30 protein-coding genes are annotated in these 25,624 nt (G+C 33.0%); 22 read left to right on the top strand and 8 right to left on the bottom strand.

What is annotated here, in order from left to right; translation table 11 throughout:
- The first annotated feature begins 4 nt into the window (after positions 1-4).
- From B3578_RS07315 to B3578_RS07255, 13 genes are all read left to right on the top strand, one after another.
- Positions 5-577, top strand: coding sequence for a TetR/AcrR family transcriptional regulator (locus tag B3578_RS07315; RefSeq protein ID WP_038335706.1), 573 nt, complete (start codon positions 5-7; stop codon positions 575-577).
- 1 nt (position 578) lies between these two features.
- On the top strand, positions 579-1,661 hold the full coding sequence (gene paaE, locus B3578_RS07310) for a 1,2-phenylacetyl-CoA epoxidase subunit PaaE (RefSeq protein WP_291047587.1): 1,083 nt from the start codon (positions 579-581) through the stop codon (positions 1,659-1,661).
- A gap of 22 nt (positions 1,662-1,683) precedes the next feature.
- The gene (gene paaA / locus B3578_RS07305) at positions 1,684-2,649 is read left to right on the top strand and encodes a 1,2-phenylacetyl-CoA epoxidase subunit PaaA (RefSeq protein ID WP_038335708.1); all 966 of its coding nucleotides are present in this window, start codon (positions 1,684-1,686) and stop codon (positions 2,647-2,649) included.
- Positions 2,650-2,653: 4 nt separating this feature from the next.
- A complete protein-coding gene (gene paaB, locus B3578_RS07300; RefSeq protein WP_038335709.1) occupies positions 2,654-2,941 on the top strand; it encodes a 1,2-phenylacetyl-CoA epoxidase subunit PaaB in 288 nt (95 codons plus the stop codon).
- A gap of 3 nt (positions 2,942-2,944) precedes the next feature.
- Complete coding sequence (gene paaC, locus B3578_RS07295) at positions 2,945-3,721, top strand: 1,2-phenylacetyl-CoA epoxidase subunit PaaC (protein ID WP_219035123.1); 777 nt, start codon at positions 2,945-2,947, stop codon at positions 3,719-3,721.
- Positions 3,715-4,203, top strand: coding sequence for a 1,2-phenylacetyl-CoA epoxidase subunit PaaD (gene paaD / locus B3578_RS07290; protein ID WP_219035122.1), 489 nt, complete (start codon positions 3,715-3,717; stop codon positions 4,201-4,203). The genes paaC and paaD overlap by 7 nt, the downstream gene beginning before the upstream one ends.
- 6 nt (positions 4,204-4,209) lie before the next feature.
- The gene (locus B3578_RS07285) at positions 4,210-4,995 is read left to right on the top strand and encodes an enoyl-CoA hydratase-related protein (RefSeq protein ID WP_038335712.1); all 786 of its coding nucleotides are present in this window, start codon (positions 4,210-4,212) and stop codon (positions 4,993-4,995) included.
- A 3-nt stretch (positions 4,996-4,998) separates the two neighbouring features.
- Positions 4,999-6,156: a 3-hydroxyacyl-CoA dehydrogenase NAD-binding domain-containing protein gene (locus B3578_RS07280; protein ID WP_291047580.1), complete on the top strand. Its 1,158-nt coding sequence runs from the start codon at positions 4,999-5,001 to the stop codon at positions 6,154-6,156.
- Between the two features lie 13 nt (positions 6,157-6,169).
- Positions 6,170-6,583, top strand: a complete 414-nt coding sequence (gene paaI / locus B3578_RS07275; protein WP_291047578.1) for a hydroxyphenylacetyl-CoA thioesterase PaaI — start codon at positions 6,170-6,172, stop codon at positions 6,581-6,583.
- 51 nt (positions 6,584-6,634) lie between these two features.
- Positions 6,635-7,840 (top strand): 3-oxoadipyl-CoA thiolase, encoded by a 1,206-nt coding sequence (gene pcaF / locus B3578_RS07270; RefSeq protein ID WP_286496259.1) that lies wholly within the window; start codon positions 6,635-6,637, stop codon positions 7,838-7,840.
- 81 nt (positions 7,841-7,921) lie between these two features.
- Positions 7,922-8,515, top strand: a complete 594-nt coding sequence (locus B3578_RS07265; RefSeq protein WP_219035117.1) for a transferase hexapeptide repeat family protein — start codon at positions 7,922-7,924, stop codon at positions 8,513-8,515.
- 151 nt (positions 8,516-8,666) lie between these two features.
- A complete protein-coding gene (paaZ, locus tag B3578_RS07260; RefSeq protein WP_219035116.1) occupies positions 8,667-10,718 on the top strand; it encodes a phenylacetic acid degradation bifunctional protein PaaZ in 2,052 nt (683 codons plus the stop codon).
- A gap of 208 nt (positions 10,719-10,926) precedes the next feature.
- Entirely contained in the window at positions 10,927-11,682 is a 756-nt protein-coding gene (locus tag B3578_RS07255) for an enoyl-CoA hydratase/isomerase family protein (protein ID WP_219035115.1), read from the top strand.
- Between the two features lie 52 nt (positions 11,683-11,734).
- On the opposite strand, the gene B3578_RS07250 is transcribed toward B3578_RS07255, so the two are convergent.
- Positions 11,735-12,631, bottom strand: a complete 897-nt coding sequence (locus tag B3578_RS07250; RefSeq protein WP_291047573.1) for a hypothetical protein — start codon at positions 12,629-12,631, stop codon at positions 11,735-11,737.
- Positions 12,632-12,718: 87 nt separating this feature from the next.
- On the opposite strand from B3578_RS07250, the gene B3578_RS07245 reads away from it, so the two are divergent.
- A complete protein-coding gene (locus B3578_RS07245) occupies positions 12,719-13,153 on the top strand; it encodes an FKBP-type peptidyl-prolyl cis-trans isomerase (RefSeq protein WP_125350278.1) in 435 nt (144 codons plus the stop codon).
- 46 nt (positions 13,154-13,199) lie between these two features.
- Here B3578_RS07245 and B3578_RS07240 read toward each other — a convergent pair whose 3' ends face one another.
- The 4 genes from B3578_RS07240 to B3578_RS07225 form a co-directional block, all read right to left on the bottom strand.
- On the bottom strand, positions 13,200-13,331 hold the full coding sequence (locus B3578_RS07240) for a hypothetical protein (protein WP_257468234.1): 132 nt from the start codon (positions 13,329-13,331) through the stop codon (positions 13,200-13,202).
- 85 nt (positions 13,332-13,416) lie between these two features.
- Positions 13,417-15,702, bottom strand: a complete 2,286-nt coding sequence (locus B3578_RS07235) for a GH92 family glycosyl hydrolase (protein ID WP_291047571.1) — start codon at positions 15,700-15,702, stop codon at positions 13,417-13,419.
- Positions 15,703-15,791: 89 nt separating this feature from the next.
- Complete coding sequence (locus B3578_RS07230; protein ID WP_219035112.1) at positions 15,792-16,448, bottom strand: 3-oxoacid CoA-transferase subunit B; 657 nt, start codon at positions 16,446-16,448, stop codon at positions 15,792-15,794.
- A gap of 6 nt (positions 16,449-16,454) precedes the next feature.
- Positions 16,455-17,168 carry a CoA transferase subunit A gene (locus tag B3578_RS07225; protein WP_038331757.1) on the bottom strand — a complete coding sequence of 238 codons (714 nt, stop codon included), beginning with the start codon at positions 17,166-17,168 and terminating at the stop codon, positions 16,455-16,457.
- 152 nt (positions 17,169-17,320) lie between these two features.
- Here B3578_RS07225 and B3578_RS07220 point away from each other — a divergent pair, with 152 nt between their 5' ends.
- From B3578_RS07220 to B3578_RS07185, 8 genes are all read left to right on the top strand, one after another.
- Positions 17,321-17,956: a hypothetical protein gene (locus tag B3578_RS07220; protein WP_291047567.1), complete on the top strand. Its 636-nt coding sequence runs from the start codon at positions 17,321-17,323 to the stop codon at positions 17,954-17,956.
- A 20-nt stretch (positions 17,957-17,976) separates the two neighbouring features.
- A complete protein-coding gene (locus B3578_RS07215; RefSeq protein WP_291047565.1) occupies positions 17,977-18,558 on the top strand; it encodes an intradiol ring-cleavage dioxygenase in 582 nt (193 codons plus the stop codon).
- A 60-nt stretch (positions 18,559-18,618) separates the two neighbouring features.
- Positions 18,619-18,783, top strand: coding sequence for a hypothetical protein (locus B3578_RS07210; RefSeq protein WP_291047563.1), 165 nt, complete (start codon positions 18,619-18,621; stop codon positions 18,781-18,783).
- A complete protein-coding gene (locus B3578_RS07205; protein ID WP_291047561.1) occupies positions 18,770-19,282 on the top strand; it encodes a hypothetical protein in 513 nt (170 codons plus the stop codon). Before B3578_RS07210 ends, B3578_RS07205 begins: the two co-directional genes overlap by 14 nt.
- Positions 19,275-20,315: a sensor histidine kinase gene (locus tag B3578_RS07200; protein WP_291047559.1), complete on the top strand. Its 1,041-nt coding sequence runs from the start codon at positions 19,275-19,277 to the stop codon at positions 20,313-20,315. Before B3578_RS07205 ends, B3578_RS07200 begins: the two co-directional genes overlap by 8 nt.
- Positions 20,308-20,994, top strand: a complete 687-nt coding sequence (locus B3578_RS07195; protein WP_291047557.1) for a LytR/AlgR family response regulator transcription factor — start codon at positions 20,308-20,310, stop codon at positions 20,992-20,994. Before B3578_RS07200 ends, B3578_RS07195 begins: the two co-directional genes overlap by 8 nt.
- 87 nt (positions 20,995-21,081) lie before the next feature.
- The gene (locus B3578_RS07190; protein ID WP_291047555.1) at positions 21,082-21,918 is read left to right on the top strand and encodes a hypothetical protein; all 837 of its coding nucleotides are present in this window, start codon (positions 21,082-21,084) and stop codon (positions 21,916-21,918) included.
- Positions 21,918-22,526, top strand: coding sequence for a class I SAM-dependent methyltransferase (locus B3578_RS07185; RefSeq protein ID WP_291047553.1), 609 nt, complete (start codon positions 21,918-21,920; stop codon positions 22,524-22,526). The genes B3578_RS07190 and B3578_RS07185 overlap by 1 nt, the downstream gene beginning before the upstream one ends.
- A gap of 34 nt (positions 22,527-22,560) precedes the next feature.
- On the opposite strand, the gene B3578_RS07180 is transcribed toward B3578_RS07185, so the two are convergent.
- The 3 genes from B3578_RS07180 to B3578_RS07170 all read right to left on the bottom strand — a co-directional run bounded on the left by B3578_RS07180 (position 22,561) and on the right by B3578_RS07170 (position 25,343).
- A complete protein-coding gene (locus B3578_RS07180; RefSeq protein ID WP_286496360.1) occupies positions 22,561-23,316 on the bottom strand; it encodes an acyl-CoA desaturase in 756 nt (251 codons plus the stop codon).
- Positions 23,317-23,837: 521 nt separating this feature from the next.
- Complete coding sequence (locus B3578_RS07175; RefSeq protein WP_219035105.1) at positions 23,838-24,701, bottom strand: hypothetical protein; 864 nt, start codon at positions 24,699-24,701, stop codon at positions 23,838-23,840.
- On the bottom strand, positions 24,702-25,343 hold the full coding sequence (locus B3578_RS07170) for a hypothetical protein (RefSeq protein ID WP_312068475.1): 642 nt from the start codon (positions 25,341-25,343) through the stop codon (positions 24,702-24,704).
- Positions 25,344-25,624 lie beyond the last annotated feature (281 nt).

The raw sequence follows: 25,624 nt of genomic DNA, 5'->3' as shown, positions 1-25,624 counted from the left end.
ATATATGCCTAAACAAAGTAAAAAAGAACTGATTATTCAAGAAGCTGCCTTAATCTTTAAACAAAAAGGTTATTCGGCAACATCAATGCGTGAACTGGCTGAAAAGGTTGGAATGGAAGCCGCAAGTTTATACAATCATATTCGTTCGAAAGACGAAATTTTAGAAGAGATTTGTTTTAAAGTTGCTAATCAATATGTTTCTCACATTAGCTCGATCGAAGATACAAACGAATCAAATGTTCAGAAATTGAGAGATTTAATTCAATTGCATGTCAGAATGATTATTGATGAGCCAAACGAAGTTTCTGTTGCAAATAATGATTGGAAAAATCTTTCGGATACGAAAAAGGATTTGTATAAAACAATTCGAAAAGGATACGAAAAAAGAATCGCCAATCTTATCAAAGCAGGAATTGCAGCAGGTGAATTTAAAGATTTGAATGTTTCGGTTGCTTTATTTACTTTATTATCATCATTACGTTGGATAGAATTGTGGTACAAACCTGGACGAGATATCTCACCAGAGCAGTTAGAAAATGACTTAATGACACTATTAATTAACGGATTTCAAAAATAATATGGCTATAAATTTTCACCAATTACGCGTTAAAAATGTAAAAAAGGAAACACCAGATTGTGTATCCGTTACATTTGAAGTGCCAGAAGAATTAAACCAAGAATTCAAATTCAAACATGGTCAATATTTAACGTTTAAGAATTTTCACAATAACGAAGAAATTAGACGTTCTTACTCAATTTGTTCAAGTCCTTTGGATAATGAATTAAGAGTTGCTGTAAAGAAAATTGAGGATGGAATTTTCTCGACATTTGTTAACGATACAATCAAAGTTGGCGATGTTCTTGATGTAATGACTCCACAAGGAAATTTCTTTACAGAAGTACACGAAGACAACAAAAAGTTATATGTAGGAATTGTGGCGGGATCTGGAATTACACCAGTACTTTCGATTATCAAAACAGTTCTACAAACAGAACCTAACAGTCAATTTGTGCTGTTATATGGAAACAGAAACAAAAGTTCGATTATTTTTAAAGAAGAAATCGAAGCATTAAAAAATAGATACATGGAACGCATTAGCGTTTACAATATCTTGAGTCGTGAAACGGCTGATGCTGAGATTTTGAGTGGTCGTATTGATAAATCAAAAATTGAATATTTCTTGCAAAATATCATCGATCCAAAAGAAGTAAGCGAAGTTTTCCTTTGTGGACCAGAAGAAATGATTTTAAGCGGTCGTGACGCTTTTGTAGAAGCAGGAGTTGATGTAAAACATTTACATTTCGAATTATTCTATAGTGCATCTGCAGAAGCGAAAAAGGTAGAGCGTCAAAAAGCTGTAAAACAATCAAACGATACAATGAGTAAAGTTACCATTAAATTAGATGCAACAGCTTTACAGATTGATTTGGGTTACAATGGCGACACAATCTTAGATGCGGCTTTACAAAACGGAGCTGATTTACCTTATGCTTGTAAAGGTGGTGTTTGCGCAACTTGTAAGTGTAAAGTAGAGAAGGGTGAGGTAGAAATGGACATCAACTACTCACTTGAGCCAGATGAATTAGAAAGAGGATTTGTATTAGCGTGTCAAGCGCACCCTCGTTCTGCAGAAGTCGTGGTAGATTTTGATGCCAAATAATCAACTTTAAAAACGTTTAGAAATGAGTGCAAAAGAAATTGATTTTCAAGAAATCTTCGATAATAAGATTGAAAATGAAGTTCGTATCGAACCAAAAGACTGGATGCCAGACGCATACCGTAAAACATTAATCAGACAAATCTCTCAACATGCTCACTCAGAAATTGTTGGGATGTTACCAGAAGCAAACTGGATTACAAGAGCGCCTTCATTAAATAGAAAGAAAATCTTATTAGCGAAAGTTCAAGACGAAGCTGGTCACGGATTATACTTATATTGTGCTGCTGAAACATTAGGTGTTTCCCGTATTCAAACATTAAATGATTTACATTCAGGTAAAGCTAAATATTCATCAATCTTCAATTATCCAACCCTTACTTGGGCAGATATCGGAATGATTGGTTGGTTGGTAGATGGAGCTGCGATTCTGAATCAAGTTCCATTATGTCGTACATCTTACGGACCTTATGCTCGCGCAATGGTACGTGTTTGTAAAGAAGAATCTTTCCACCAAAGACAAGGTTACGAAGCATTAGTGGTATTATCAAAAGGAACACCAGAACAAAAAGCGATGTTGCAAGATGCAATGAATCGTTGGTGGTGGCCTACATTAATGATGTTTGGACCAAAAGATGAAGAATCATCAAACTCAGAATTATCAATGAAATGGAGAATCAAACGTTTTTCGAATGACGAATTACGTCAACGTTTCGTGGATATTTCTATTCCTCAAGCCGAATATTTAGGATTAACTATTCCAGATCCAGATCTAAAATTCAATGAAGAAACAGGTCACTACGAATTCGGAGAAATTGATTGGGAAGAATTCTGGAATGTTGTGAAAGGAAACGGTAAATGTAACAAACAACGTTTGGATGCTCGCCGTAATGCTCACAACGAAGGAGCTTGGGTTCGTGATGCTGCAACAGCTTACCACGAAAAAAGAAAACAAAGAGAATTAGAAAAAGAACAACGCAAAAACGCATAAAAAGATGGAAAATAGAGATTGGCCTTTATGGGAAGTATTCATTAGAAGTAAACAAGGGTTAGACCACAAACACGTTGGGAGCTTACATGCTGCTGATGCTACAATGGCACTAGAAAATGCACGTGATGTATATACGCGTCGTTTAGAAGGTGTAAGTATTTGGGTGGTAGAATCTGCTAATATTCATGCTTCTAATCCTGATGAAGCAGAACAATTTTTTGATCCTGCAGAAGACAAAGTTTACCGTCATCCAACTTTTTATGATGTACCAGAAGAAATTAAAAACATGTAATTTATGACAAGTACAGTTTATCAAAACAATCAAAATTACATCGATTTTATCTTACATTTAGCAGATACAAATCTAATTTTGGCACAACGTTTATGCGAATGGTGTGGTCATGGTCCAATTTTAGAACAAGACATCGCAATGTCTAATATGGCGTTAGATTTATTAGGTCAAACATCTAATTATTATGACTATGCGGCTGAAATGATCGGAAATGGAGCAACAGAAGATACGTTAGCAATGTTACGCGAAGAGCGTGAATACAAAAACTTATTGTTAGTTGAGTTACCAAACGGACATTTCGGTGATACAGTTGCACGTCAATTCTTTTATGATTCTTACCACGCGTTATTGCTAGAACAATTCTTGAAAGTAAAAGATCTTAAATTACAAGCTATCGCTGAAAAATCATTAAAAGAAGTAAAATATCACTTAAAATGGTCATCAGAATGGATGATTCGTTTAGGGGATGGAACACAAGAATCTCACGATAAAATTCAGGAAGCTGTAAATAATATTTTACCTTATGTAAAAGAAGCGTTTTTATTAGCGCCTTACCAAAAAGCTTTAGTTGAAGAAGGATTAATTTCAAGTCCAGAAGAATTCCAAGCGACTTGGTTAACAAATGTAAAAGTAATTTTAGACGAAGCGACAATCGAAGCTGATGTAGAAAATGCTTTTGTACAAAAAGGAGGTAAAGAAGGTGTTCATACAGAGCATTTAGGATTTATCTTAACAGATTTACAATATTTACAAAGAACTTATCCAGATTCGCAATGGTAACCGAAAAAGAAATTTGGCAATACATGGAGGAAGTCGCTGATCCAGAAATTCCTGTGATTAGTGTAATTGATCTTGGTGTTGTGCGTAAAATTGAATTAATTGACCAAGAAAGTGTCAACGTTACAATTACGCCTACGTATTCGGGATGTCCTGCTATGAGTGCAATTTCAATTTCTGTTCGTTTAAAATTAATCGAAAAAGGATTCAAAAATATCAATGTCATTAATCAGTTGAGCCCTTCGTGGTCAACTGATTGGATGACAGAAGAAGGAAAGCAAAAAATGAAGGCTTATGGAATTGCGCCTCCAACTAAAAATCCTTCGAGCGATGAGCTCTTTTCAGACGAACAAAATGTAGAATGTCCACAATGTGGCTCTACAGATACCAGACTTATCAGTCAATTTGGTTCTACGGCCTGTAAAGCTATGTATCAATGCAATAGTTGCCACGAACCATTTGATTATTTCAAATGTCATCATTAAAAAATTATGGAAAATTCAACATCAATCCTATACACACAAGAGGGAGGAATTGCTACGATTACGTTGAATCGTCCTTCTGTTTTTAACAGTTTTAATCAGGAAATGATTAAATCTCTTCAACATCACTTGGATGTTGCAGCTCAAGATGTTTCTGTTCGTGCAGTGGTTTTAACTGGAACGGGAAAAGCATTCTGCGCTGGTCAAGATTTAGGAGAAGTTTTAGAAGAAAAAGAAATCGACTTCAATAAAATCGTTCAAGAAAATTACAATCCATTGGTTCTTAAAATTAGAAACATGGACAAACCAGTTGTTGCTGCTGTAAACGGTGTTGCTGCCGGTGCGGGAGCAAATTTAGCTTTGGCTTGTGACATTGTTGTTGCGAAAGAATCGACAAATTTCATTCAAGCTTTTTCTAAAATTGGTTTAATCCCAGATTGTGGAGGAACTTATTTCTTACCTCGTTTAATTGGACTTCAAAAAGCAACTGCTTTAATGATGCTTGCAGATAAAGTTTCGGCGGCTCAAGCAAAAGAAATCGGAATGATTTATGAGTTTTTTGCTGACGATATTTTCGATGCTGAAGTTGCAAAGATTGCTGATAAATTAGCCAATCTTCCAACAAAAGGTTTGGCTTATACAAAGAAATTATTGAATCAAACATTTAATAATTCAATCGAAGAACAATTAATTCAAGAAGGATTATTTCAAGCTAAATCAGGGAATACATCAGATTATCAAGAAGGTGTAGACGCATTTATCGAGAAAAGAAATCCTGTTTTTAAAGGCGAGTAAGAAATGAAAAAAATAGGAATTATTGGTGGTGGAGCAATGGGGTCTGGAATTGCGCAAGTTTTTGCTCAATATGGTCATCCAGTTGTTTTATATGACACAAATAAAGAAGCTTTAGATCGTTCAAAACAAAACTTAGCGAAGACTTTCGAGAAGTTAGTGGCGAAAGAAAAATATACTGCTGAAAAAGCACAAGAAATTCAAAACAATATCGAATATGCAGATAGTTTAAGTGCTTTTGCATCCATCGATTTGATGATTGAAGCAATTATTGAAAACTTAGATATTAAAAAATCAGTTTTCAAACAAGTGGAAGAAATCGTTTCTGACGAATGTATTTTAGCGTCAAACACTTCTTCATTATCAATCGCATCAATTGCATCTGCTTGTTCTAAACCAGAACGTGTAATTGGAATCCACTTTTTCAACCCTGCACCATTAATGGCTTTGGTAGAAATTATTCCAGCCGTACAAACACGCGAAGGATTAGCAGACGAAGTAAAAGCATTGATTCAATCTGTTGGTAAATTACCAGTCATCACAAAAGATACTCCTGGATTTATAGTAAATCGTGTGGCTCGTCCATTCTACAGCGAATCAATTCGTTTATTAGAAGAAGGAGTTGCAGATGCAGAAACAATAGACTTTGCGATGACTTCTGTTGGAGGTTTCCGTATGGGACCCTTCGAATTAATGGATTTTATTGGTCATGATGTGAATTATCGTGTAACCGAATCGGTTTTCGAATCATTCTTTTATGATCCAAGATTTAAACCATCTTTTTCTCAAAAACGTTTATTCGAAGCTGGATTTTACGGTCGTAAATCTGGTCGTGGATTTTACAATTATGCAGAAGGAGTGGAGAAAAAAGCACCATCTCAAGATCAAGCATTATTAGAAAAAATCTACAAACGCGTTTTAGTGATGTTAATCAATGAAGCAGCTGATGCTTTATTTTTAAACATTGCAAACCGTGAGGATTTAGATACAGCGATGACAAAAGGGGTTAATTACCCTAAAGGACTATTGAAATGGGCGGATGAATATGGTCTTGAAAATGTACAAAACGATTTAGATGAATTGTACAATTATTACCACGAAGACCGTTACCGTTTAAGTCCAATTATTAGAAATTTCGTCAAAGAGAACAAAACATTCTACTAAAAAATATCAAAACATGGAATCACAAAAGTTATTAAATTCAATGCTTGACCACGATAAATTTAGTGAATGGTTAGGTTTAGAAGTAATTGAAGTAAGAGAAGGATATGCAAAATTACAAGCAGCAATTCGTCCAGAAATGATGAACGGAGTGGGGTCTGTTCACGGAGGCGTTACGTTTGCGATGGCAGATTCTGCATTTGCTTTTTCGTGCAATATGTACAATAATATCTCAGTTGCTTTAGATGTTCATATTTCATTTACGAAAGCTGGACGCAATGGAGATGTTTTTACCATTGAATCTCAAGAAGTTTCGACAACGAAAAAAACAGGTATTTACGATATCAAAGTTACAAATCAAAACAACGAATTAATTGCTTTATTTAAAGGAACTTGCTTTAGAACAGGTAAACCTTTAATTGAAGAATAAATTTTATAAATTGCCTAAAGCATAAAGTTTTAGGCATAAAGCTTTAAAACAATGAACCAAACATATATTATAGATGGAGTTAGAACTCCAATTGGTAAATTAAAAGGTGGATTATCTGCTGTTCGTCCAGATGATATGGGGGCAATGGTAATCGCCGAATTATTAAAAAGAAATCCATCAATTGATCCTGCTGCATTCTACGATGTAATTTTAGGGAATGCAAATCAAGCAGGAGAGGATAACCGTAATATAGCTCGTATGTCGGCTTTATTATCTGGATTACCTTACACAGTTCCAGGTGAAACAGTGAATCGTTTATGTGCTTCTGGCTTATCAGCTGCAATTGCAGCATCGAGAGCAATTCAGGTTGGTGATGCACAATTAATGATTTCTGGTGGAGCAGAATCGATGACACGTGCACCTTTAGTAATTTCTAAATCGGCTTCTCCATTTGGTGGTGATGCACAAATTTATGACTCAACTTTTGGTTGGCGTTTTATTAACCCAAAAATGAAAGAAATGTGGGGAGTTGATGGAATGGGTAATACAGCTGAAAATTTAGCAGAGCGTGATAATATTTCGCGTGATGATCAAGATTTATTTGCGGTTTGGTCTCAACAAAAAACGGCTGCTGCGCAAGCGAATGGACGTTTAGCGAAAGAGATTGTTCCTGTTGTTATTCCACAACGTAAAGGTGATGCTATTATTTTTGATATAGATGAATTCCCAAAGAATAATACAACAATGGAGATTTTATCAAAGTTACGCCCAGCTTTCAAAGCAGATGGAACGGTAACTGCGGGTAATGCTTCTGGGCTTAATGATGGTGCGGCAGCGAATATTTTAGCTTCTGAACAAGCGATTAAAGATTTTGGTTTAACACCAATGGCACGTATTGTTTCTTCTGGTGTTGCAGGTGTTGAGCCTCGCATTATGGGAATTGGACCAGTGAATGCAACTAAAATTGCATTAGAAAAAGCTGGTTTAACAATGAATGATATTGATGTAATTGAATTAAATGAAGCTTTTGCAGCGCAATCTTTAGCATGTACGCGTGCATTAGGTTTAGTAGATAACGATTCTCGTATCAATCCAAATGGTGGAGCTATCGCTTTAGGACATCCACTTGGAATGTCAGGAGCGCGTATCTTAAATTCTGCGGCTTACGAATTACAAGCTACAGGAAAACGTTATGCATTGGTTACAATGTGTATCGGTTTAGGACAAGGTTACGCTGTAATTATTGAAAGAGCATAAAATAGTTATTCGAAATTCGAAGTTAGTTTTTCGAGTAATACTAAGTTCGAATTTCGTCAAACGAAAAACTATATTAGAAAAATGATTTACGAATTCAAAGGATATAAACCCGTTGTTCATCCAACAGCATTTATTCATCCGCAAGCTGTGGTGACAGGAAATGTGATTATTGGGAAAGATGTTTACATTGGTCCAGGTTGTGCGTTACGTGGTGATTGGGGACAAATTATTATCGAAGATAATTGCAATGTACAAGAAAATTGTACGATTCATATGTTTCCAGGAACAACAGTTCATTTAAAAGAAAAAGCGCATATCGGTCACGGCGCAATTATTCACGGCGCAACAATTGGTCGTAATTGTATGGTTGGGATGAATGCAGTTGTTATGGATAATGTTGTGGTAGAAGACGAATGTATTGTTGGTGCTTTAGCTTTTGTAAAGGCTGATACACATATTCCGACAAGAAGTGTTGTGGTTGGAAATCCTGCAAAAATCGTAAAACAAGTTTCGGATCAAATGATCGAATGGAAAGATCAAGGTACTCAACAATATATGCAATTACCAAGTGATTGTCATGATAGTTTAAAACCTTGTGAACCATTAACAGAAGTTCCAGATTATTATTACGAGTCAATGGCTTCGAATTATAAAACGTGGAATGAAAGTAAGTAAAATGTAAAAAGTATTATGTAAAATGTCATACTGAACTTGTTTCAGTATCACACTTAAATTTAATGAGATTCTGAGATGAACTCAGAATGACAAAAACTTATAACTTAATACTTACGACTTATAACTAAAAAAATACACAAACAACATAAAAATGGCTAAACAATTAGAAAATTATGCTTTAGGACAATGGACAAAAGGTTCGTCTGAAGGGCAAATGTTATATAACGCCATCAATGGCGAAGAAATAGGAACTGCATCATCAGCTGGATTAGATTTCGGTGCGATGATGGATTATGCACGTACAGTTGGTGGACCAGTTTTACGTAAAATGACGTTCCAAGAAAGAGGTTTAATGTTGAAAAAATTAGCCTTATACTTAATGGATCGTAAAGAAGAATTTTACACGGTTTCTTGGGCAACAGGTGCGACTCGTGCAGATTCTTGGGTTGATATTGAAGGAGGAATTGGAAACTTATTTGCCAATGCATCTTTACGACGTCAATTCGGAGATCAACCATTTTATGTTGAAGGAGAAACGCATAAAATCTCTAAAAACGGAACATTCTTAGGTACACATATTTTAACACCAAAACGAGGTGTTGCAATTCATATTAATGCATTCAATTTCCCAGTTTGGGGAATGTTAGAAAAAGTTGCGGTTAATTTATTGGCTGGAGTTCCAGCTATTGTAAAACCTGCGACAATTACTTCTTTCTTAACGGAAACTGTTGTTCGTGCAATCATTGAATCTGGAATTTTACCTGACGGTGCTTTACAATTAATCACAGGTTCAGCAAACGGAATTTTAGATAATGTAGAGTCAGAAGATGTTGTAACATTTACAGGTTCTGCTTGGACAGGACAAATGTTAAAAGCACATCCAAGAATTACTTCAGAAGGTGTTCCATTCAACTTAGAAGCAGATTCTTTAAACGCTTGTGTTTTAGGAGAAGATGTACAAGTTGGCTCACTAGAATTTGATATTTTTATTAAAGAGGTTACACGTGAAATGACAACTAAAGCAGGACAAAAATGTACAGCGGTTCGTCGTGCGTTGGTTCCAGCTCATTTGGTTGAGGATGTACAAATTGCTTTAGGACAACGTTTGGCAACGACTACAATTGGAGACCCAAATGTGGAAGGTGTTCGTATGGGAGCTTTGGCGGGAGCAGCGCAAGTTAAAGAAGTTCGTGAGAAAGTAGAAGAATTAGCTAAATCGCAAGAAATTATTTTTGGAAACTTAGATAATTTCGAAGTGAAAGGTGCTGATAAAAACAAAGGTTCTTTCATTTCTCCAATTTTATTTTTAAACAACGATCCATTCAATAAAACTGATGTTCACAACATCGAAGCTTTTGGACCAGTTTCTACAATTATTCCTTACAACGGAACTGCTGAAGCAATTGAGTTAGTTCGTATGGGGAAAGGATCGTTAGTTTGTTCGATTGTTACTGCGGATAATGATATCGCAACAGAATTTGTATTGAATGCAGGTTCTTTACACGGACGTATCGTTATTTTGGATGCAGAATGTATCAAAGAGTCTACAGGTCACGGATCACCACTTCCATTATTAGTACACGGAGGTCCAGGTCGTGCAGGTGGAGGAGAAGAAATGGGAGGTAAGCGTGGTGTATTACACTATATGCAACGTACAGCAATCCAGGGTTCTCCAAATAAACTAACAGCTGTTACTCAACAATACCAATATGGAGCAAATTATATCGAAGAAGATAAACATCCATTCGCGAAGCATTTCGAAGAAGTTAAAGTTGGTGATACATTAATCACAGCAAAACATACGATTCAACAATCAGATATTAATGCATTTGCAGCTTTATCTGGGGATAATTTCTATGCACATGTTGACGCAACTTCTTTAGAAGGAACTATTTTTGAGCGTAATGTTGCTCACGGATACTATTTATTGTCTAAAGCGGCAGGTTTATTTGTTTTAGCGAAAAAAGGTCCAGTTTTATTAAACTATGGTTTAGATGAATGTCGTTTTGTGAAGCCTGTATATCCAGGTTCTACAATTGGAGTGCGTTTTACGTGTAAAGAAAAAATCGATCAAGAGAAAAAAGATGAAAACGATGTGGCAAAAGGAATTGTTCGTTGGTTGGTTGATATTTACGACGAAACGGGAGAAACAGTTGGTATTGCAACAATTTTAACAATGGTTAAAAAATTAAATCAAGATTAATATAATGTGAGAATGTGGTAATTTGTTAATGAGAAGATGATTTAGAATCATTTTCAAATTGAAAAATTACGTGAAATATTTGTCATGCTGAGCATGTCGAAGCATCTCAAATTATTAATTGTTTTGATTCAAACAATTAAACATATAATGAATAATTTATTAGTTAAATTTGCTCATTACCACATTTAAAAAAATTATCAAATTAGATATGGAAGCATACGTAAAATCAGATATACAAAATGGAATTGGTACAATTGAATTCTTTCACCCGCAAAGTAATTCAATGCCAGGTTCTCAATTAAGAAATTTAGCAACAGAAATTGAAAAATTAGGAAACGATGACGAAGTAAAAGTTATTGTTTTAAAAAGTGCTGGAGATAGAACATTCTGTGCTGGTGCATCTTTTGACGAATTAATTTCAATCAAAGATCGTGAAACTGGTCTAGAATTTTTCTCAGGATTTGCACATGTTATCAACGCAATTCGCAAAGCACCAAAATTTGTTTTAGCACGTATTCAAGGTAAAGCAGTCGGAGGTGGAGTTGGAATTGCTTCGGCAGCAGATTATACTTTTGCAACAGAATTTGCATCTGTAAAGTTATCAGAATTAGCAGTAGGTATCGGACCGTTTGTAGTTGGACCTGCTGTAGAACGTAAAGTTGGAAATTCTGCTTTTACACAAATGGCGATTAATGCAACTGAATTTCAGTCGGCTGAATGGGCTAAAGAAAAAGGTTTGTATGCAGAAGTTTATGCAAATTCAGTTGAAATGGATGAAGGCATCGATATTTTAGCTAAAAAATTAGCTAATTCAAATCCAGAAGCAATGAAACATTTGAAACGTGTTTCTTGGGAAGGAACAGAAAATTGGGATGAGTTATTAATCGAGCGTGCAAAAATTTCGGGTGAATTAGTTTTATCAGAATTTACGATTAACGCGATTAACAAATTCAAAGCAAAATAAGAATACAATATAGTTTATAAAAAAATCCACTTCAAAATGAAGTGGATTTTTTTTATAATTTAAAATACTCGTCTTTATAATATTTACTTTTCTTTACATATAAAATATCTTTTTCTGGATTGAGAATTAGATTGAAACGTTTAATCAAATCGCCACCCATAATATTTTTGTGTTGAATTTTTATTGTACTATCAAAAAATGACATTGGTACATTTTTGAATGTTTGATTTGCCAATTCGAAATTAGGTAAAATTGATTTTTTGGAAAGTATTACATTACCAGCAGCATCATTTAGTTTTGATTCTCCAATAATTTCAAATTTTTCTAATAATTTATTTTCTTTGGCAAAATCATCCGAAATCATCAATGCTCCAGAAAAACTTGTGTGAATCATAAACTCTGTTTCAATCGGTTTTTTGTCAATAAATGGAAAAGCTTTTATATACAGTGTTTCTTGAGAATATCTCGAATTTAATTTTGTATACTTTTTTAGTTTGGTAGGAGCTTTATCATAAACATATAATTTATTCTCATCAAAATTGATTTCTAAATATTTTCCTTCAAAAAATTTCAAACCAATTTTTCCATCACTCTCATGTCCAGATTGTTTGTCAATAAAAATTGGAATTTTGCTGAACTCTTCATTACCAAATTTAATCACATTGCTTTGACTCATTTTCATATCCGAATATCCAGCCCAAGATGTCACATTGTTTAAGGTATCAGAAATCGAAATAGATTTCATTTTTTTATACGAATCTTCAATAATTGTAATATAATCAGAGCCTGTATGTAACATCAATTGCACCGTATCTTTTTGATTGATAATAACTGGTACTAAAATATTGTTGTATTTTGTTAATCGAAATGGTATTTCTTTTACGATATTCTGCCCGAAAATTACAATTGAAATAATAGTAAAAAGTAACGAAAATATTATCTTTTTCATTTAGTTGTATAATTTCATTAAAAGTAAACTAATTTGTAGAAATGATTAATATGCTATAATTAAAAATATTCCTTTTAAATTTGTGGTATGGGAGTAGCTGAATTATTACTAAAACGCAAACAAGAATTGATTGAAAAGAATAAAACTGAAGGTTTAGCTTTTCGAGAAGAATATAAATTGAAAGAAGGTGTAACCGAAACTGAAAGCGGATTATTGTACGAAATAATCACATTGGGCGAAGGAGTGAAGCCAACTTTATCCGATACAGTTTTGTGTCATTATCATGGAACAAATATCAAAGGTGAAGTTTTTGATAGTTCGGTTCAACGTAAGAAGCCAGCCGCTTTTCCTTTGGAAAATGTAATAAAAGGATGGGCGGAAGGAGTACAATTAATGCCAGTTGGAAGTAAATTTAGATTTGTTGTAAAACCAGAAATTGGTTATAAAGATCGCGAAATTTCAAAAGAATTAGGACCATATTCTACCATGATCTTTGAAGTAGAGTTGATGGGGATTTTATAAAATATTAAAAAACAAAAACCTCCAAATTTTGGAGGTTTTTTTATGCTTAATTTTTTGCGTTATTGCGACGTTTTTTCTTTAAACGATTCGTTTGAACTAATTGTTTATGTTTTGGATCTTTTAATTTATCCACTAAAACTTGTAAATGATTTTCTTCTTTTTTTGCCTTTTTAGCCATTTTTCTTGGTTTTAAATTTGATTTAAATTAATCATTATTCCTCAAGTAGTCAAACTTATTTATTTAATTATAAAATATTTAACGTTTATTTTTTAGGTTTGTCACTCATATAAAAAATGATTTTTCCGCCATTAACAATATCAAAATGATTCAAATTAAAAGATGAAAAACTCTTTCCGTTCAACTCTATTTTATGGATGTAAACATTCTTCTTCGATTGATTTTTCACTTCAATTTCAAATTGTTTTCCATTCTCTAAATTCAATATAGCATGATCTACCAAAGGACTCCCAATTGCGTAATCTGTCGATCCTTGCTGAACAGGATAAAAACCTAAAGCACTAAAAATATACCATGCACTCATTTGTCCAGTATCATCATTTCCACCCAAACCATCAGGCGTTGGCTTGTATTGCATATCCAAAATCATTCTGATTTTTTCTTGTGTTTTCCACGCTTGTCCCGCCCAATTATACAAATACGCAACGTGGTGTGCCGGCTCATTTCCATGAACATAACCTCCAATTATTCCTTCACGCGTAATGTCTTCTGTTTCCGCAAAATATTCGTCAGGCAAATGCATCGTAAATAATTTGTCCAATTTTGCTCCAAACTTCTTTTTTCCACCCATTGCTTCAATTAATCCATTTGGATTTTGAGGAACAAAAAAGCTAAAATTCCACGAATTTCCTTCAATAAAACCTTGTCCATGTGTATTCAATGGATCAAATTCTTTCTTGAAACTTCCATCCGCTAATCGAGGACGCATAAATCCAATCGAAACATCATAATTATTTTTCCAATTCTCAGAACGCTTCATAAATGTTTCATATACATCCATTCGATTCAATTTTTTTGCAGCTTGCGCAATCGACCAATCATCGAAAGCATATTCTAACGTATTCGAAATTGATGTACCATTTTTCTCAGCTGGAATATAACCTTTGTCGATATAATCGCCAATTCCTTCATAATCACGTTTATTTGCCGTAACAATACACGCGTCCAAAGCAGCATTTGCATCTTCGTTATAAACACCTTTTACAATCGCATCTGCAACAACTGTAACAGAATGATAGCCGCTCATACACCAGTTTTCGTTGGCATAATGCGACCAAATTGGCAACATTTTTATTGGATTTTGCTCATAATGTTTCATCATCGATTTTACCATGTCATTGTTGCGTTTTGGTTGAATGATATTGAACAACGGATGCAGTGCACGATAGGTATCCCAAAGTGAAAAAGTGGTGTAATTTGTAAAATCTTTGGCTTGATGAATTTCTTGATCCAAACCTTTGTACTGCCCATTCACATCCATATAAGTTGTCGGATTGATGAAGGTATGATACATCGCTGTATAGAAATTTATTTTATCATTTTCTGAAGCTTTAATCTGAATTCGATTCAATTCCTTGTTCCAATTTTCTTTTGCTTCGTTACGCACTTGTTCAAAATTCCAATGTGGAATTTCTGTTGTCAGATTTTCTAACGCATTGGTTTGACTGACTGGAGAAATCGCAAATTTGATTTTTACTTTTTCATCTTTTTCTGTATCAAAATCGAAATACATTTTGATCTTTTTTCCTTCGATTAATGGAAAATTCTGAGTTTCGTTCCATTTACGCCAAAAACCTTTGTAATCAACTTGTCCGTCTTCATTTTTCTGTCCATAATTTTTAAATGGTTTTGAAAAAGTCATCGCAAAATAAACCGTTCTATTTCTTGCCCAACCTCGTGTTTGTCTATAACCCGTAATCAATGTGTCATTCACCACGCGAACATACGTCCATGTATTTTTGTCATCATAATTATAAATTCCAGCATTCAAATCCAAAATAATATGCGAATCAATCGATTTTGGAAATGTATATTGATGAAAACCAACTCGAGTAGAAGCGGTCATTTCTGCCCAAATATTATAATCATCCAATTTGACTTTGTAATATCCAGTTTCGGCAGTTTCGTTTTGATGCGAAAATCGAGAACGATAACCGCTATCAGGATTTTGAGCAGTTCCGGGATTTAATTTTAATTTTCCAACGGTTGGCATAATTAAGAAATCACCCAAATCAGAATGTCCTGTTCCATTAAAATGTGTATGACTAAATCCAGTTATTGTTTTATCTTCAAAACGATAACCCGCACAATAATCATAAACTTTTGGATTGTATTTGTGGTTGATAGCATAAGGAATAGAATCTGTTTCTGGGCTTAATTGAACAGCGCCAAAAGGAACAGTTGCGCCAGGGAAAGTATGTCCCATTTTTTCTGTTCCAATCATGGGATTGACATATTTTACTAAATTCTGTTGCTGCGCAAAAGCAAGAGAATTGAGTGAAAGTAGAGCGATTACTAATTTTGTTTGCATCGATTTTTAAGTATTAATTTGAATAAAGTTAAACAAATCGAGCATAAAAAAAGGAAAGCTTTTTAACTTTCCTTTCGAATCTTTATTTTTTATAAAATCATTTCGGGAATTTCTCCTTCAATAATTAATTTTCCTTCAGTTGCATTTTTGATGTCTTCCACAGAAATTCCTGGTGCTCGCTCTAATAATTTGAAACCACCTTCTGGTAAAACTTCTAAAACAGCTAATTCAGTAACAATTTTTTTGACACATTTTATTCCTGTTAAAGGAAGTGTACATTCTTTTAGAAGTTTAGATTCTCCTGCTTTGTTCACATGTTGCATGGCTACAATAATATTATCAGCCGAAGCTACTAAATCCATTGCACCGCCCATTCCTTTTACCATTTTTCCAGGAATTTTCCAGTTGGCAATGTCTCCATTCTCCGAAACTTCCATTGCGCCAAGAATTGTTAAATTGATTTTTCGTGCGCGAATCATTCCGAAACTCATCGTCGAATCAAAGAAAGCTGAACCTGGTAAAGTTGTAATCGTTTGTTTACCCGCATTGATAAAATCAGGATCTTCTTCACCATCGATAGGGAAAGGTCCCATTCCTAATAATCCATTTTCTGATTGTAAAACAACATTTACATTTTCGGGAATATAATTAGCAACCAACGTTGGAATTCCGATACCTAAATTCACATAAAATCCGTCTTGTACTTCTTTTGCAATACGTTTTGCAATACCATTTTTATCTAACATTTTCTTTTATGATTTAGGTTGAACAGTTCTATTTTCGATACGTTTCTCGTATTTCGCACCTTGAATAATTCGATTGACATAAACGCCAGGCGTATGAATTTGATTTGGATCTAATTCTCCAATTTCTACCAATTCTTCCACTTCGGCAATCGTAATTTTTCCACACATAGCAGCTGGATGATTGAAATTTGCTGTTGCACCACGGAAAACTAAATTCCCCGCTGTATCACCTTTCCACGCTTTTACAATTGCAAAATCAGGCTCGAAAGCATATTCTAACAAATATTCTTTTTCGATTCCGTGAAAGGTAAATTTTCTGATTTCTTTTCCTTCAGCGACTTCAGTTCCAACTCCAGCAGGCGTAAAAATTGCAGGCATTCCATAACCAGCAGCCATTAAGCGAGTAGCTAAAGTTCCTTGCGGAATCAATTCAACCTCTAATTCACCTGAAAGCATTTGACGTTCAAATTCTGCATTTTCTCCAACATAAGAAGAAATCATTTTTTTGATTTGTCGTCCTTGTAATAATAATCCTAAACCAAAATCGTCTACACCTGCATTGTTACTAATACACGTAAGGTTATTGATTTTTTTGTCTACCAATCCTTGAATCAAGTTTTCAGGAATTCCAGAAAGTCCAAAGCCTCCAACAGCAAGCGTCATTCCGCTTTCTACGCCTTGTAGCGCTTCTTCGATGCTGTTTACTTTTTTGTTTATCATTTTTGTTGTGTTTGATCAAATATAATTCTAATGTTAAAGATAAATAAAAACCATTCATATTTCAATTAACCTACAAAAATCTTAGGTTAACCTCTTAAATTTAGATAACAAAATATCGATATATACTTTTGTTTAGAAGATTATATGAGGACATGATAAAGTTGTGCAAGGCTGAGAATCGAAATTTATTTGAAAATAAATTTATTAGGATAAATGCTTTAAATGATACAAATCCGATTTTGGATTTTGCTTTTATTGATGATGTTGCGTTAAGCGAAATGGGTACTTATCAAAAAGTAATTAAAGAAAGTGGTTATATTATTTTAATGCCTTTATTGAATAATATTCGCTTGAATATGAATGGTTTTAATTGGAAAATTGAAGTCAATCAATCATTTGTTTATTACTTAGAAAAAGGAACTATAATAGAAATAGAAGGCGATTTGAGCCACGATTTTTCTTATTTCTATGCGTTATTCATCGTAAAAGAAAAACAGCAAATTGCTAAAATGATTGTTCCAATTGATTTGGATAGAGAGAATCGTTTAGAGAAAATAATCCGACATGATTTGTTTAATGTTTTTTTAGGAAAATTTGACTTGAGAAAAGAATCTGAATTACCATTCAAAAGAAACGAAAGAAGTTGGTTAATCATTTCTTTGACAGGTATTTTTGAAGTTCACAATCGTTTAATAGAATCAAGAGATTTATTACAAATAAGATCTGATGAGAATGTTGAATTTGAATCGTTGAGCGAAAATTCTTTGTTAATGGTAATTGATTACTAATGTTAAAAATACTTAACAAAATGGAAAGAAAAGATTTTATAAAAAATAGTTTAGGATTATTAGGAGCAAGTTTAATTGTTCCAAAAGTGTTGATGAGTTGCAAAGATTCTACTGTTGTAAATGATTGTGAAGTATGGGCCTCTGAAACAGAAGGTCCATTTCCTACAAAAAAGCCAGAAGATTTTTTATCAAAAAATATAAAAGGCGATCGAACAGGAGTAGAGGCGACAATCAAAATTAATGTAACCAATGTTGATGAAAGCTGTCAACCTTTAATAGACGCGATTGTTGATATTTGGCATTGTGATAAAGATGGAAATTATTCGCAATATGGCGGAATACGAATGCAACCAACCGATTATAAATCGTATAAATTTTTGAGAGGTAGACAAGTAACCGATGAAAATGGAAATGTTGAATTTAATTCTATTTTCCCAGGTTGGTACGAAAGTCGCGCAACGCATATCCATGTTCATATTTACGATCAGAAAGGAAAATCATTAAAAGTGACTCAAATCGCTTTTCCAGAAGGTGAAAATTCTGTTGTAGAAATTGTAAATTCAGCCAAAGAATATGGTTATACAAAAGGTTTGAATGGCTAAACGTACAATGAGAATGACAATGTTTTTACAGATGATACAGACGGAAATCAATTGGCAAAAGTGAGCGGAAGTTTAGAAAAAGGATATACAATTGAGGCAGATATTGTAATTTCTACAGAAAATATAGAGAAAGCAAAAGAGCCGATGGGCGGAGGGCCAGGAATGCCTCCACCTCCAGATGGAATGCCTCCTTTTGATAGAAAACCAAAAGATGAAAACAATTAAAAAAGTTCAGTTTGCTTATCGTTTAGTGATTGATGCTTCGACAACGTCAATTTGGGAGAAATATGTTTTTCATGCGACGTACAAAGAGTATTATTTGCAAGAGCAACTTTTTCAACAAGAAACGCATAAAGTAGAAACTTTTCGAGAATTGTTGCGCCAAAATAAAAAAGCAGAGCAATTGCATTATTTGGTAGGAATGGCGACTATTCCGTATATCGAACAATTGGAAGGAAATTTGTATCAAATCACAGATAATTTGAACAAAATCCACCTTAATTTTGTAGATTTCGAGTTGGATATTATAAATTCATCTAATCAAAATCACATAAATCACAAGGTTGCGCTTACGTTTTATACCAAACAATATTTCTATTTTGGAGAAGTGAACAATCATTATTTAATTTCTTCGGATGAAGAATTAAAAACTAATATCAAAACATTGATGATTCCAAATAGACAACATTTTTCTATTGTTTCAATTGAATTAGAAGATGAATAAAGTAAAAATTACTAAGAGAGAAATCGTTATTTTCAGCATAGTTTCAATTATTTTTCTGTTGATTCCATTTATTGCTGCGCCAAATTTTTCGAGCGATCAATCTATTTTCAAAACAGGTTTTTTCAAGCGAATGCTTTTCGAAAATATCTTGTTGTTAGTGTTCTTTTTGGTGAATTATTTTGTGTTAATTCCAAAATTATATTTTCAGAAACGTTATTTTTTCTACATCATTATTCTCATCATTTTCTTTTTTGTAGTGTATAAAGTTCCAGAATTTGCGTTTCATTTTAACAAAGTTCCACCAAAAGCTCCGCCTTTTAATCGTTTTGAGCCTCGAAAACCGCCTCGCGATTTTATGATGTGGAGTCCGAAAATTATTATGTTTTCGATGATGGCGATTGTTTCGCTTTTTATACGTCAAAATAAACGTTTTCAGGAAATGAAAAATGAGAAACATTTGTCTGAAATTGCTTATTTGAGAGCACAAATTAATCCTCATTTTTTGTTCAATACGTTGAATAATATTTATGCTTTAACGCTTCAAAAATCTGATTCTGCTTCGGATGCGGTGATGAAATTATCCAAAATGATGCGATTTGTGGTTTCGGATTCTTCCAAAGATTTTGTGCCGTTGCAACAAGATTTAGATTATATCAAGAATTATATTGAGTTGCAAAAATTGAGATTAACGCACAAAGAATCTGTTATTTTTGAGGTTGAAGGAAATCCTGCGGATTTAAGAATTTCACCATTAATTTTAATTAATTTTATCGAAAATGCATTCAAATATGGCGTAATTGATGAAGATTCGCAACCCGTTATTATTTCGATAAAAATTGAGCAACAAACACTATTTTTGAACGTAGAAAATACCATTTCGGAAGAGGTAAATCTTGAAACTGAAAAAAGTGAAATTGGTTTGAAAAATACGAAAAAGAGATTAGATTATTTTTATACAAATCATTATAAATTAGCTATTCATAATGATTTATCTAAATTTATTGTTGAACTAAAAATTTTCTTGAATGATTAAAGTAATTGCGATAGATGACGAGCCTTTAGCATTAATGGTAATCGAAAATTATTGTTCGAGAAATGAACATGTCGAGTTAGTGAAAACATTCTCAAATTTGAAAGATGCACAGAAATATATCAATCAATTTCCAATCGATTTGATGTTTTTGGATATTCAGATTTCGCGTACGAATGGAATGGAATTTTACAAAAATTTAGAAAAGAAAATTCCTGTTATTTTTACTACGGCTTTTGCAGAATATGCGGTTGATGGTTTTAATGTTGCGGCGATAGATTATTTGTTGAAACCGATAGATTACGATAGATTTGAAGAAGCAGTGAATAAAGCGGTGCTGATTTTGGTGGATAAAAAACTGAATGAAGACAAAGAGTTTTTGACAATTCGAGCTGATTATAAACTGAATAAAATTGCGTACGATGATATCGATTTTATTGAAGGTTTGGACGATTATGTAAAAATTCATCTCGCAAACGGAAAACGAATTACTGCTCGAATATCGATGAAATCTATCTTAGAAAAACTGCCCGATCAACTTTTTGTCCGAGTTCATCGATCTTATATCGTTTCGATAAAAAAAGTGAAATCAATTCAAAATAAAGTCTTATATTTGAAAGACGAAGAAATTCCGATTGGTGAAACGTATAAAAATGTCATTCTAGAATTTTTCAAAATTTAAGAGGTTAAGAAAATGGAAAAAAAAGTGATTAGTCGATTTATCGTAAACATTTTTTTTTCCAATTTTTTTTTAATTCTACTTTCTATCGTGCTCAATATAGAGACGAATATCAAAATTGGTTTACCGTTTAATTCAATTGCGTATTACGCTTTTATTAGCACCATTACCGTATTGTTTTATTTGTATGCCTACAGAATTCCAAAATCTTTAAAATCATCAAGTAATCCAAGAACTCAGTTTTACATTACTCATCGTAAATCTGTTTGTATTTATACCGCTATTTTAGCCGTAATCGCTTTAGTTTCTGGAATTATTTTAGCGATAAATTGTTTACCGAATTACGAAATATTAACTTGGAAATGGTTGGCTGTTTTATTTTTTACGACAGTTTTATCCTTTGGTTATTATGATTTAAAATTAGGAATTTCATTACGTAAAACGATGTTGTTAAAACCATTTTTAATTGGCTGGACTTGGGCGATTACAACCGTTTTTTTACCTGTTTTATTTTTGATGTTGAAGAATGAAACGCATTATGTCATTGATGCAAAATTCTATTTTCTATTTTCTCAAACCTTTATGTATTGCGTTGTGAATGCGATTTTGTTTGATTTGAAAGATTATGAAGATGATAGCAACCGAAATTTAAAAACCTTTGTTGTAAAATATGGTTATCATTTTACGTTAAACCGCATTATTTTACCCTTAATATTTCTAGGATTTTTGAGTTTTGTAATCTTCGGAATATGTTATGGATTACCACTTCACCGCATATTGTTTATGTTAATTCCGATTGTTTTTTTAGCTATTTTCGCCTTTAAACTCAATCGTCCAAAAGCCATTTTATATTATTTAATTGCGATTGATGGAATGATTTTGTTGAAAGCAATTTGTGGAATTTTAAGCGTAATTTTATTCGAATAATGAATTACAATTTTATTGCGCCATATTATCATTCGTTGAGCCAGTTGATTTTTTTAAATCGTCAACATCAAGCTCATTTTGTGATTTTAAAATATTTGAAAAAGAATGATAAAATCTTGTGGGTTGGAGGAGGAGCGGGAAAATTTATCGCTGAAATAGAAAAGTTAAATCTAAAATTGGATATAGATTATGTTGATTTTTCTTCGAAAATGATTGATTTAGCGAAAATAGAAAAAACGTCGAATTTAAATATAAATTTTATTGTTGCGGATATTTTTGATTTCGAAACGGATAAAAAATATGATGTGGTGATGACTACTTTTTTGTTTGATCATTTTAATCAATCCAAAGCAGAAGAATTATTTAGTCAATTAAATTCGTATTTGAAAGTAGGAGGTTTGTGGTTTTATGTTGATTTTGTACAAAATCAGAAAGGTTGGCAAAAAAGTGTGACGAATGTGATGTTGAGCTTTTTTAGAATTGTTATTGGTTTGGATATTTCTCAATTGCCTAAAATGTATCAAAGTTTTCTACCCAATTTTAAAATCGTCGAACACAAATTCTTTTTCAAGAAATATATAGAAAGTATCGTTTATCAAAAGAAATAAAAAAAGCGATTCAATTTATTGAATCGCTTTTATTTTACATATAATCGGTGTCTAATTTACCTTTTTTGAACTGAATGATATTCATTTTATTCATTGCCCAAATGCATGGATACATTGGATCGAATTCCCATTTCTTAACTGCGAAATTAGGACGTCCGCCAAATTTATGGTGATTGTTATGTAAACATTCTCCCCACATTAACCAGTCAATCGGCATCAAGTTTGTCGAAGTATCTCCAACATCGTAATTACGGTAACCTAATTTGTGTGAAAACCAGTTGATGATTACACCATGTAGTGGGCTCATCAAAACTTGCATCGGAATGAATACAAAATACGTCCAAAGTGGAGCGTCAACAGCAACATAAATTAATATGTAAATGATTACCCAAGCTAAACGTACAGCATTATTTCCAGCAAATCTATCCCAAGAACGCCAAGAAGGAACACCTTTTTTGAATTTTTCTAAAACTTGTGTTTTATCGTGGTCAATTTCGTTGTAAACAATACGAGTTCTCCACATCATCGCAAAGAAATTTGGATCATATTGTGGCGAATGTGGATCCTTTTCTGTGTCTGCATACGCGTGGTGATGTCTGTGCATAACCCCGTATGTATAGGGACTTAGATAAGATGAACCTTGAAAAATCCACGCTAAAACGTGAAATATTTTTTCCCAAGCTCTTGACATCGTAAACATTGCATGTGATGCATATCGGTGATGAAAAAAAGTTTGGAAAAATAAAGAAGCATACCAATGTATAACAAAGATAATGATTACTGCTGTCATTACTAATTTTAAATTTTTACAAATATAATCGCTAGGATTGTGAATTCCACTAATTAAAATCATAGAACTCATAAAATTATTGATTATTTATAATGAAAAAATTTAATTTTTAATAGACTTTAATCAAATAAATTATCCATTTGTTAGTAAGGTTTTTACGTGTAAATATTTAATACTAAATGCATTGATTAAATAAATGTTAAAGTTACACACCTAAATAAGCAATTATTTCTCTTGCAATTGCTGCACCAGCTCTATTTGCACCCATTGAATGGGCAAGCCTTCTCTCACACGTTTATCTACAATTGCTACGGCTTCTTGCCCTAATTCTTCGGTGAATTTGTTATCTCTAAAATCGAGTGATCTTCTTTTTACCTATGTTGCATCGGTAGCTTTTGAGATTTCGTCTAATAATTGAACGACTTCCAATCACAACGATATCAACTTTGTAAAATAGTTCTGAATGATTCATTTTATAAAGCTAATTAAAAGTATTTGTAAAGTCATGTGAAGAAATCGTTTTATTTGGTTTTCTTCTGAATGCGATATGTAAATAGTGAAACTTTACATCCCCAAAGTTTTAGAATTTGAATTGCTTGTAAATGATTATCTTTTTCTTTTACAATTAATTGATCGGTAAATGAAGATATAAATTGAGCCCAATAATTGTGTTTAGCATCATTCAATAAAAAGTAGAAACCAGCATCTCCAAATTGTTTTCCGCTCGAATCTAAAATCAATTCATTCTCATGACTGACTCTAGGACTCATAATAACTGTTGCATTGCCTTTTGGTAAAGGAAAAACAGCTTTGATACAGGTTTTGCCAGAAGGAAGTGTACACGTCCCGTAAATTCCCGAATAAATAACTTTACCCGAAGTTTTGAATTTTCTCAACCAAATGGTATAAATAATTTCGTTGTTTTGCGGATGATTTAGTGTGATAATTTCACTTACTAAATCTTCAGATTGCGCGATATTTTTTGTCGGAATATTTAATTGATTAATTCGCTGACTAAATAATCGGTTGACCAAATAACCAAAAAATGAAAAATAAGGATTCCATTTTACATTGAATTCTAAATCATAATTTGCTGTAGATTCATAAAAATCGATCACTTTTTTTGGTAGAATTTCAAGTTGATTATCAGTGAAATTCAATTCATGAATAGATCTTAATAATCCTTTTGAAGTTGAATTTCGAGTGACAATTAAATTTTCATTTTTTGCTAATTGATAAATAAACTCTTCGCCAATTCCGTTCAATTCTCCGAAAGGAGCAATCAACCACGGATAATCTGTAGGATTAATTTTTCTTCCCCAAAGAATCACCCATTGTTGCGTAAACCAATCCTGAAATTTTTGCATTGTAAAAGCTAAATTCATCTAAATATTTTCTTTTTTTGGAAGAAAAGATTCGCAATTATTCCATTGTCCATGTTCAGAAATTGGTTTAAACCGGAGAGTTGTAAATTCAAAATGAAAATCCTTTCGATTACGCTCTTTCATTGCGTTAGCGTGTCTTTTTGGATCAGATATTTTGCTATGTCCATTTACCATATTTGTCATTTCTAATTGAGATTTCCAGATCGAAAATGTCGAAATAATATTGGGATATCGAATAGAAGCCAAAGAAAGTGTTGTGCCTTTGTGATCACGAACTAATTTCTCGACTAGTCTTCCCCAGCGCAGAAAACGAGGAATTTCTGTGTATTTCATTCGCGCAATTGTTACCGCAACAACAGGCTCATTTGTCATATTTACCTCGATATTTTTTGTCGGAATTTGAAAACCAGAAATATTTCCCCATTGTCTCAAAAAATCTAATCGAACATGCCAGCCTTTCGTCAAAAGTTTTCCGTATGAATTGGATTTTAGAAAATTTTCGAGTGATTTTTCATCTTCCCATTGTGCAAATACAATAATAGTTTGATTGAAAATCCTTGTTTTCGAAAAAATGGGCGAACCTAATTTCATTGTGGACATCGTTTCGGAATGTTTCAAACCATTTATTTTATTTGTTTTCAAAGGAAAAAACATCAATTTAAAAGCTTGAAAATAGCTAAGCTTTGCGATATGATACGAGAAAATATTCATCTATGCAAAATACTATTTTAAAAATGAAAAGATGAAGTTGTCATTAAATATTTTGAAAGGAATTTCAAGAAAATTAAATATCAATATATAATGTTCTCTTTACTTAGTTGAGGTAGTTTTCATATTTAATCACTGTTTATAAAAAGATGAAATAATTAGAAACTTCTAATTTGATTGACAATAATTTGTACTGTGGATATCCCCCTGAATTT

It is taken from the genome of Empedobacter sp. UBA1574 (genome assembly GCF_002322895.1).
In the GTDB taxonomy this organism is placed as follows: Bacteria; Bacteroidota; Bacteroidia; order Flavobacteriales; family Weeksellaceae; genus Empedobacter; species Empedobacter falsenii_B.
The sequence above is the reverse complement of the archived record's forward strand: the minus strand, read 5'-3'. Positions and strand labels throughout refer to the sequence as shown.

Bases quoted from the DNA above. Each gene is read 5' to 3' on its own strand.
- B3578_RS07315 (WP_038335706.1), top strand. From the start codon at position 5: ATGCCTAAACAAAGTAAAAAAGAACTGATTATTCAAGAAGCTGCCTTA.
- paaE (WP_291047587.1), top strand. From the start codon at position 579: ATGGCTATAAATTTTCACCAATTACGCGTTAAAAATGTAAAAAAGGAA.
- paaA (WP_038335708.1), top strand. From the start codon at position 1,684: ATGAGTGCAAAAGAAATTGATTTTCAAGAAATCTTCGATAATAAGATT.
- paaB (WP_038335709.1), top strand. From the start codon at position 2,654: ATGGAAAATAGAGATTGGCCTTTATGGGAAGTATTCATTAGAAGTAAA.
- paaC (WP_219035123.1), top strand. From the start codon at position 2,945: ATGACAAGTACAGTTTATCAAAACAATCAAAATTACATCGATTTTATC.
- paaD (WP_219035122.1), top strand. From the start codon at position 3,715: ATGGTAACCGAAAAAGAAATTTGGCAATACATGGAGGAAGTCGCTGAT.
- B3578_RS07285 (WP_038335712.1), top strand. From the start codon at position 4,210: ATGGAAAATTCAACATCAATCCTATACACACAAGAGGGAGGAATTGCT.
- B3578_RS07280 (WP_291047580.1), top strand. From the start codon at position 4,999: ATGAAAAAAATAGGAATTATTGGTGGTGGAGCAATGGGGTCTGGAATT.
- paaI (WP_291047578.1), top strand. From the start codon at position 6,170: ATGGAATCACAAAAGTTATTAAATTCAATGCTTGACCACGATAAATTT.
- pcaF (WP_286496259.1), top strand. From the start codon at position 6,635: ATGAACCAAACATATATTATAGATGGAGTTAGAACTCCAATTGGTAAA.
- B3578_RS07265 (WP_219035117.1), top strand. From the start codon at position 7,922: ATGATTTACGAATTCAAAGGATATAAACCCGTTGTTCATCCAACAGCA.
- paaZ (WP_219035116.1), top strand. From the start codon at position 8,667: ATGGCTAAACAATTAGAAAATTATGCTTTAGGACAATGGACAAAAGGT.
- B3578_RS07255 (WP_219035115.1), top strand. From the start codon at position 10,927: ATGGAAGCATACGTAAAATCAGATATACAAAATGGAATTGGTACAATT.
- B3578_RS07250 (WP_291047573.1), bottom strand. From the start codon at position 12,631: ATGAAAAAGATAATATTTTCGTTACTTTTTACTATTATTTCAATTGTA.
- B3578_RS07245 (WP_125350278.1), top strand. From the start codon at position 12,719: ATGGGAGTAGCTGAATTATTACTAAAACGCAAACAAGAATTGATTGAA.
- B3578_RS07240 (WP_257468234.1), bottom strand. From the start codon at position 13,331: ATGGCTAAAAAGGCAAAAAAAGAAGAAAATCATTTACAAGTTTTAGTG.
- B3578_RS07235 (WP_291047571.1), bottom strand. From the start codon at position 15,702: ATGCAAACAAAATTAGTAATCGCTCTACTTTCACTCAATTCTCTTGCT.
- B3578_RS07230 (WP_219035112.1), bottom strand. From the start codon at position 16,448: ATGTTAGATAAAAATGGTATTGCAAAACGTATTGCAAAAGAAGTACAA.
- B3578_RS07225 (WP_038331757.1), bottom strand. From the start codon at position 17,168: ATGATAAACAAAAAAGTAAACAGCATCGAAGAAGCGCTACAAGGCGTA.
- B3578_RS07220 (WP_291047567.1), top strand. From the start codon at position 17,321: ATGATAAAGTTGTGCAAGGCTGAGAATCGAAATTTATTTGAAAATAAA.
- B3578_RS07215 (WP_291047565.1), top strand. From the start codon at position 17,977: ATGGAAAGAAAAGATTTTATAAAAAATAGTTTAGGATTATTAGGAGCA.
- B3578_RS07205 (WP_291047561.1), top strand. From the start codon at position 18,770: ATGAAAACAATTAAAAAAGTTCAGTTTGCTTATCGTTTAGTGATTGAT.
- B3578_RS07200 (WP_291047559.1), top strand. From the start codon at position 19,275: ATGAATAAAGTAAAAATTACTAAGAGAGAAATCGTTATTTTCAGCATA.
- B3578_RS07195 (WP_291047557.1), top strand. From the start codon at position 20,308: ATGATTAAAGTAATTGCGATAGATGACGAGCCTTTAGCATTAATGGTA.
- B3578_RS07185 (WP_291047553.1), top strand. From the start codon at position 21,918: ATGAATTACAATTTTATTGCGCCATATTATCATTCGTTGAGCCAGTTG.
- B3578_RS07180 (WP_286496360.1), bottom strand. From the start codon at position 23,316: ATGACAGCAGTAATCATTATCTTTGTTATACATTGGTATGCTTCTTTA.
- B3578_RS07175 (WP_219035105.1), bottom strand. From the start codon at position 24,701: ATGAATTTAGCTTTTACAATGCAAAAATTTCAGGATTGGTTTACGCAA.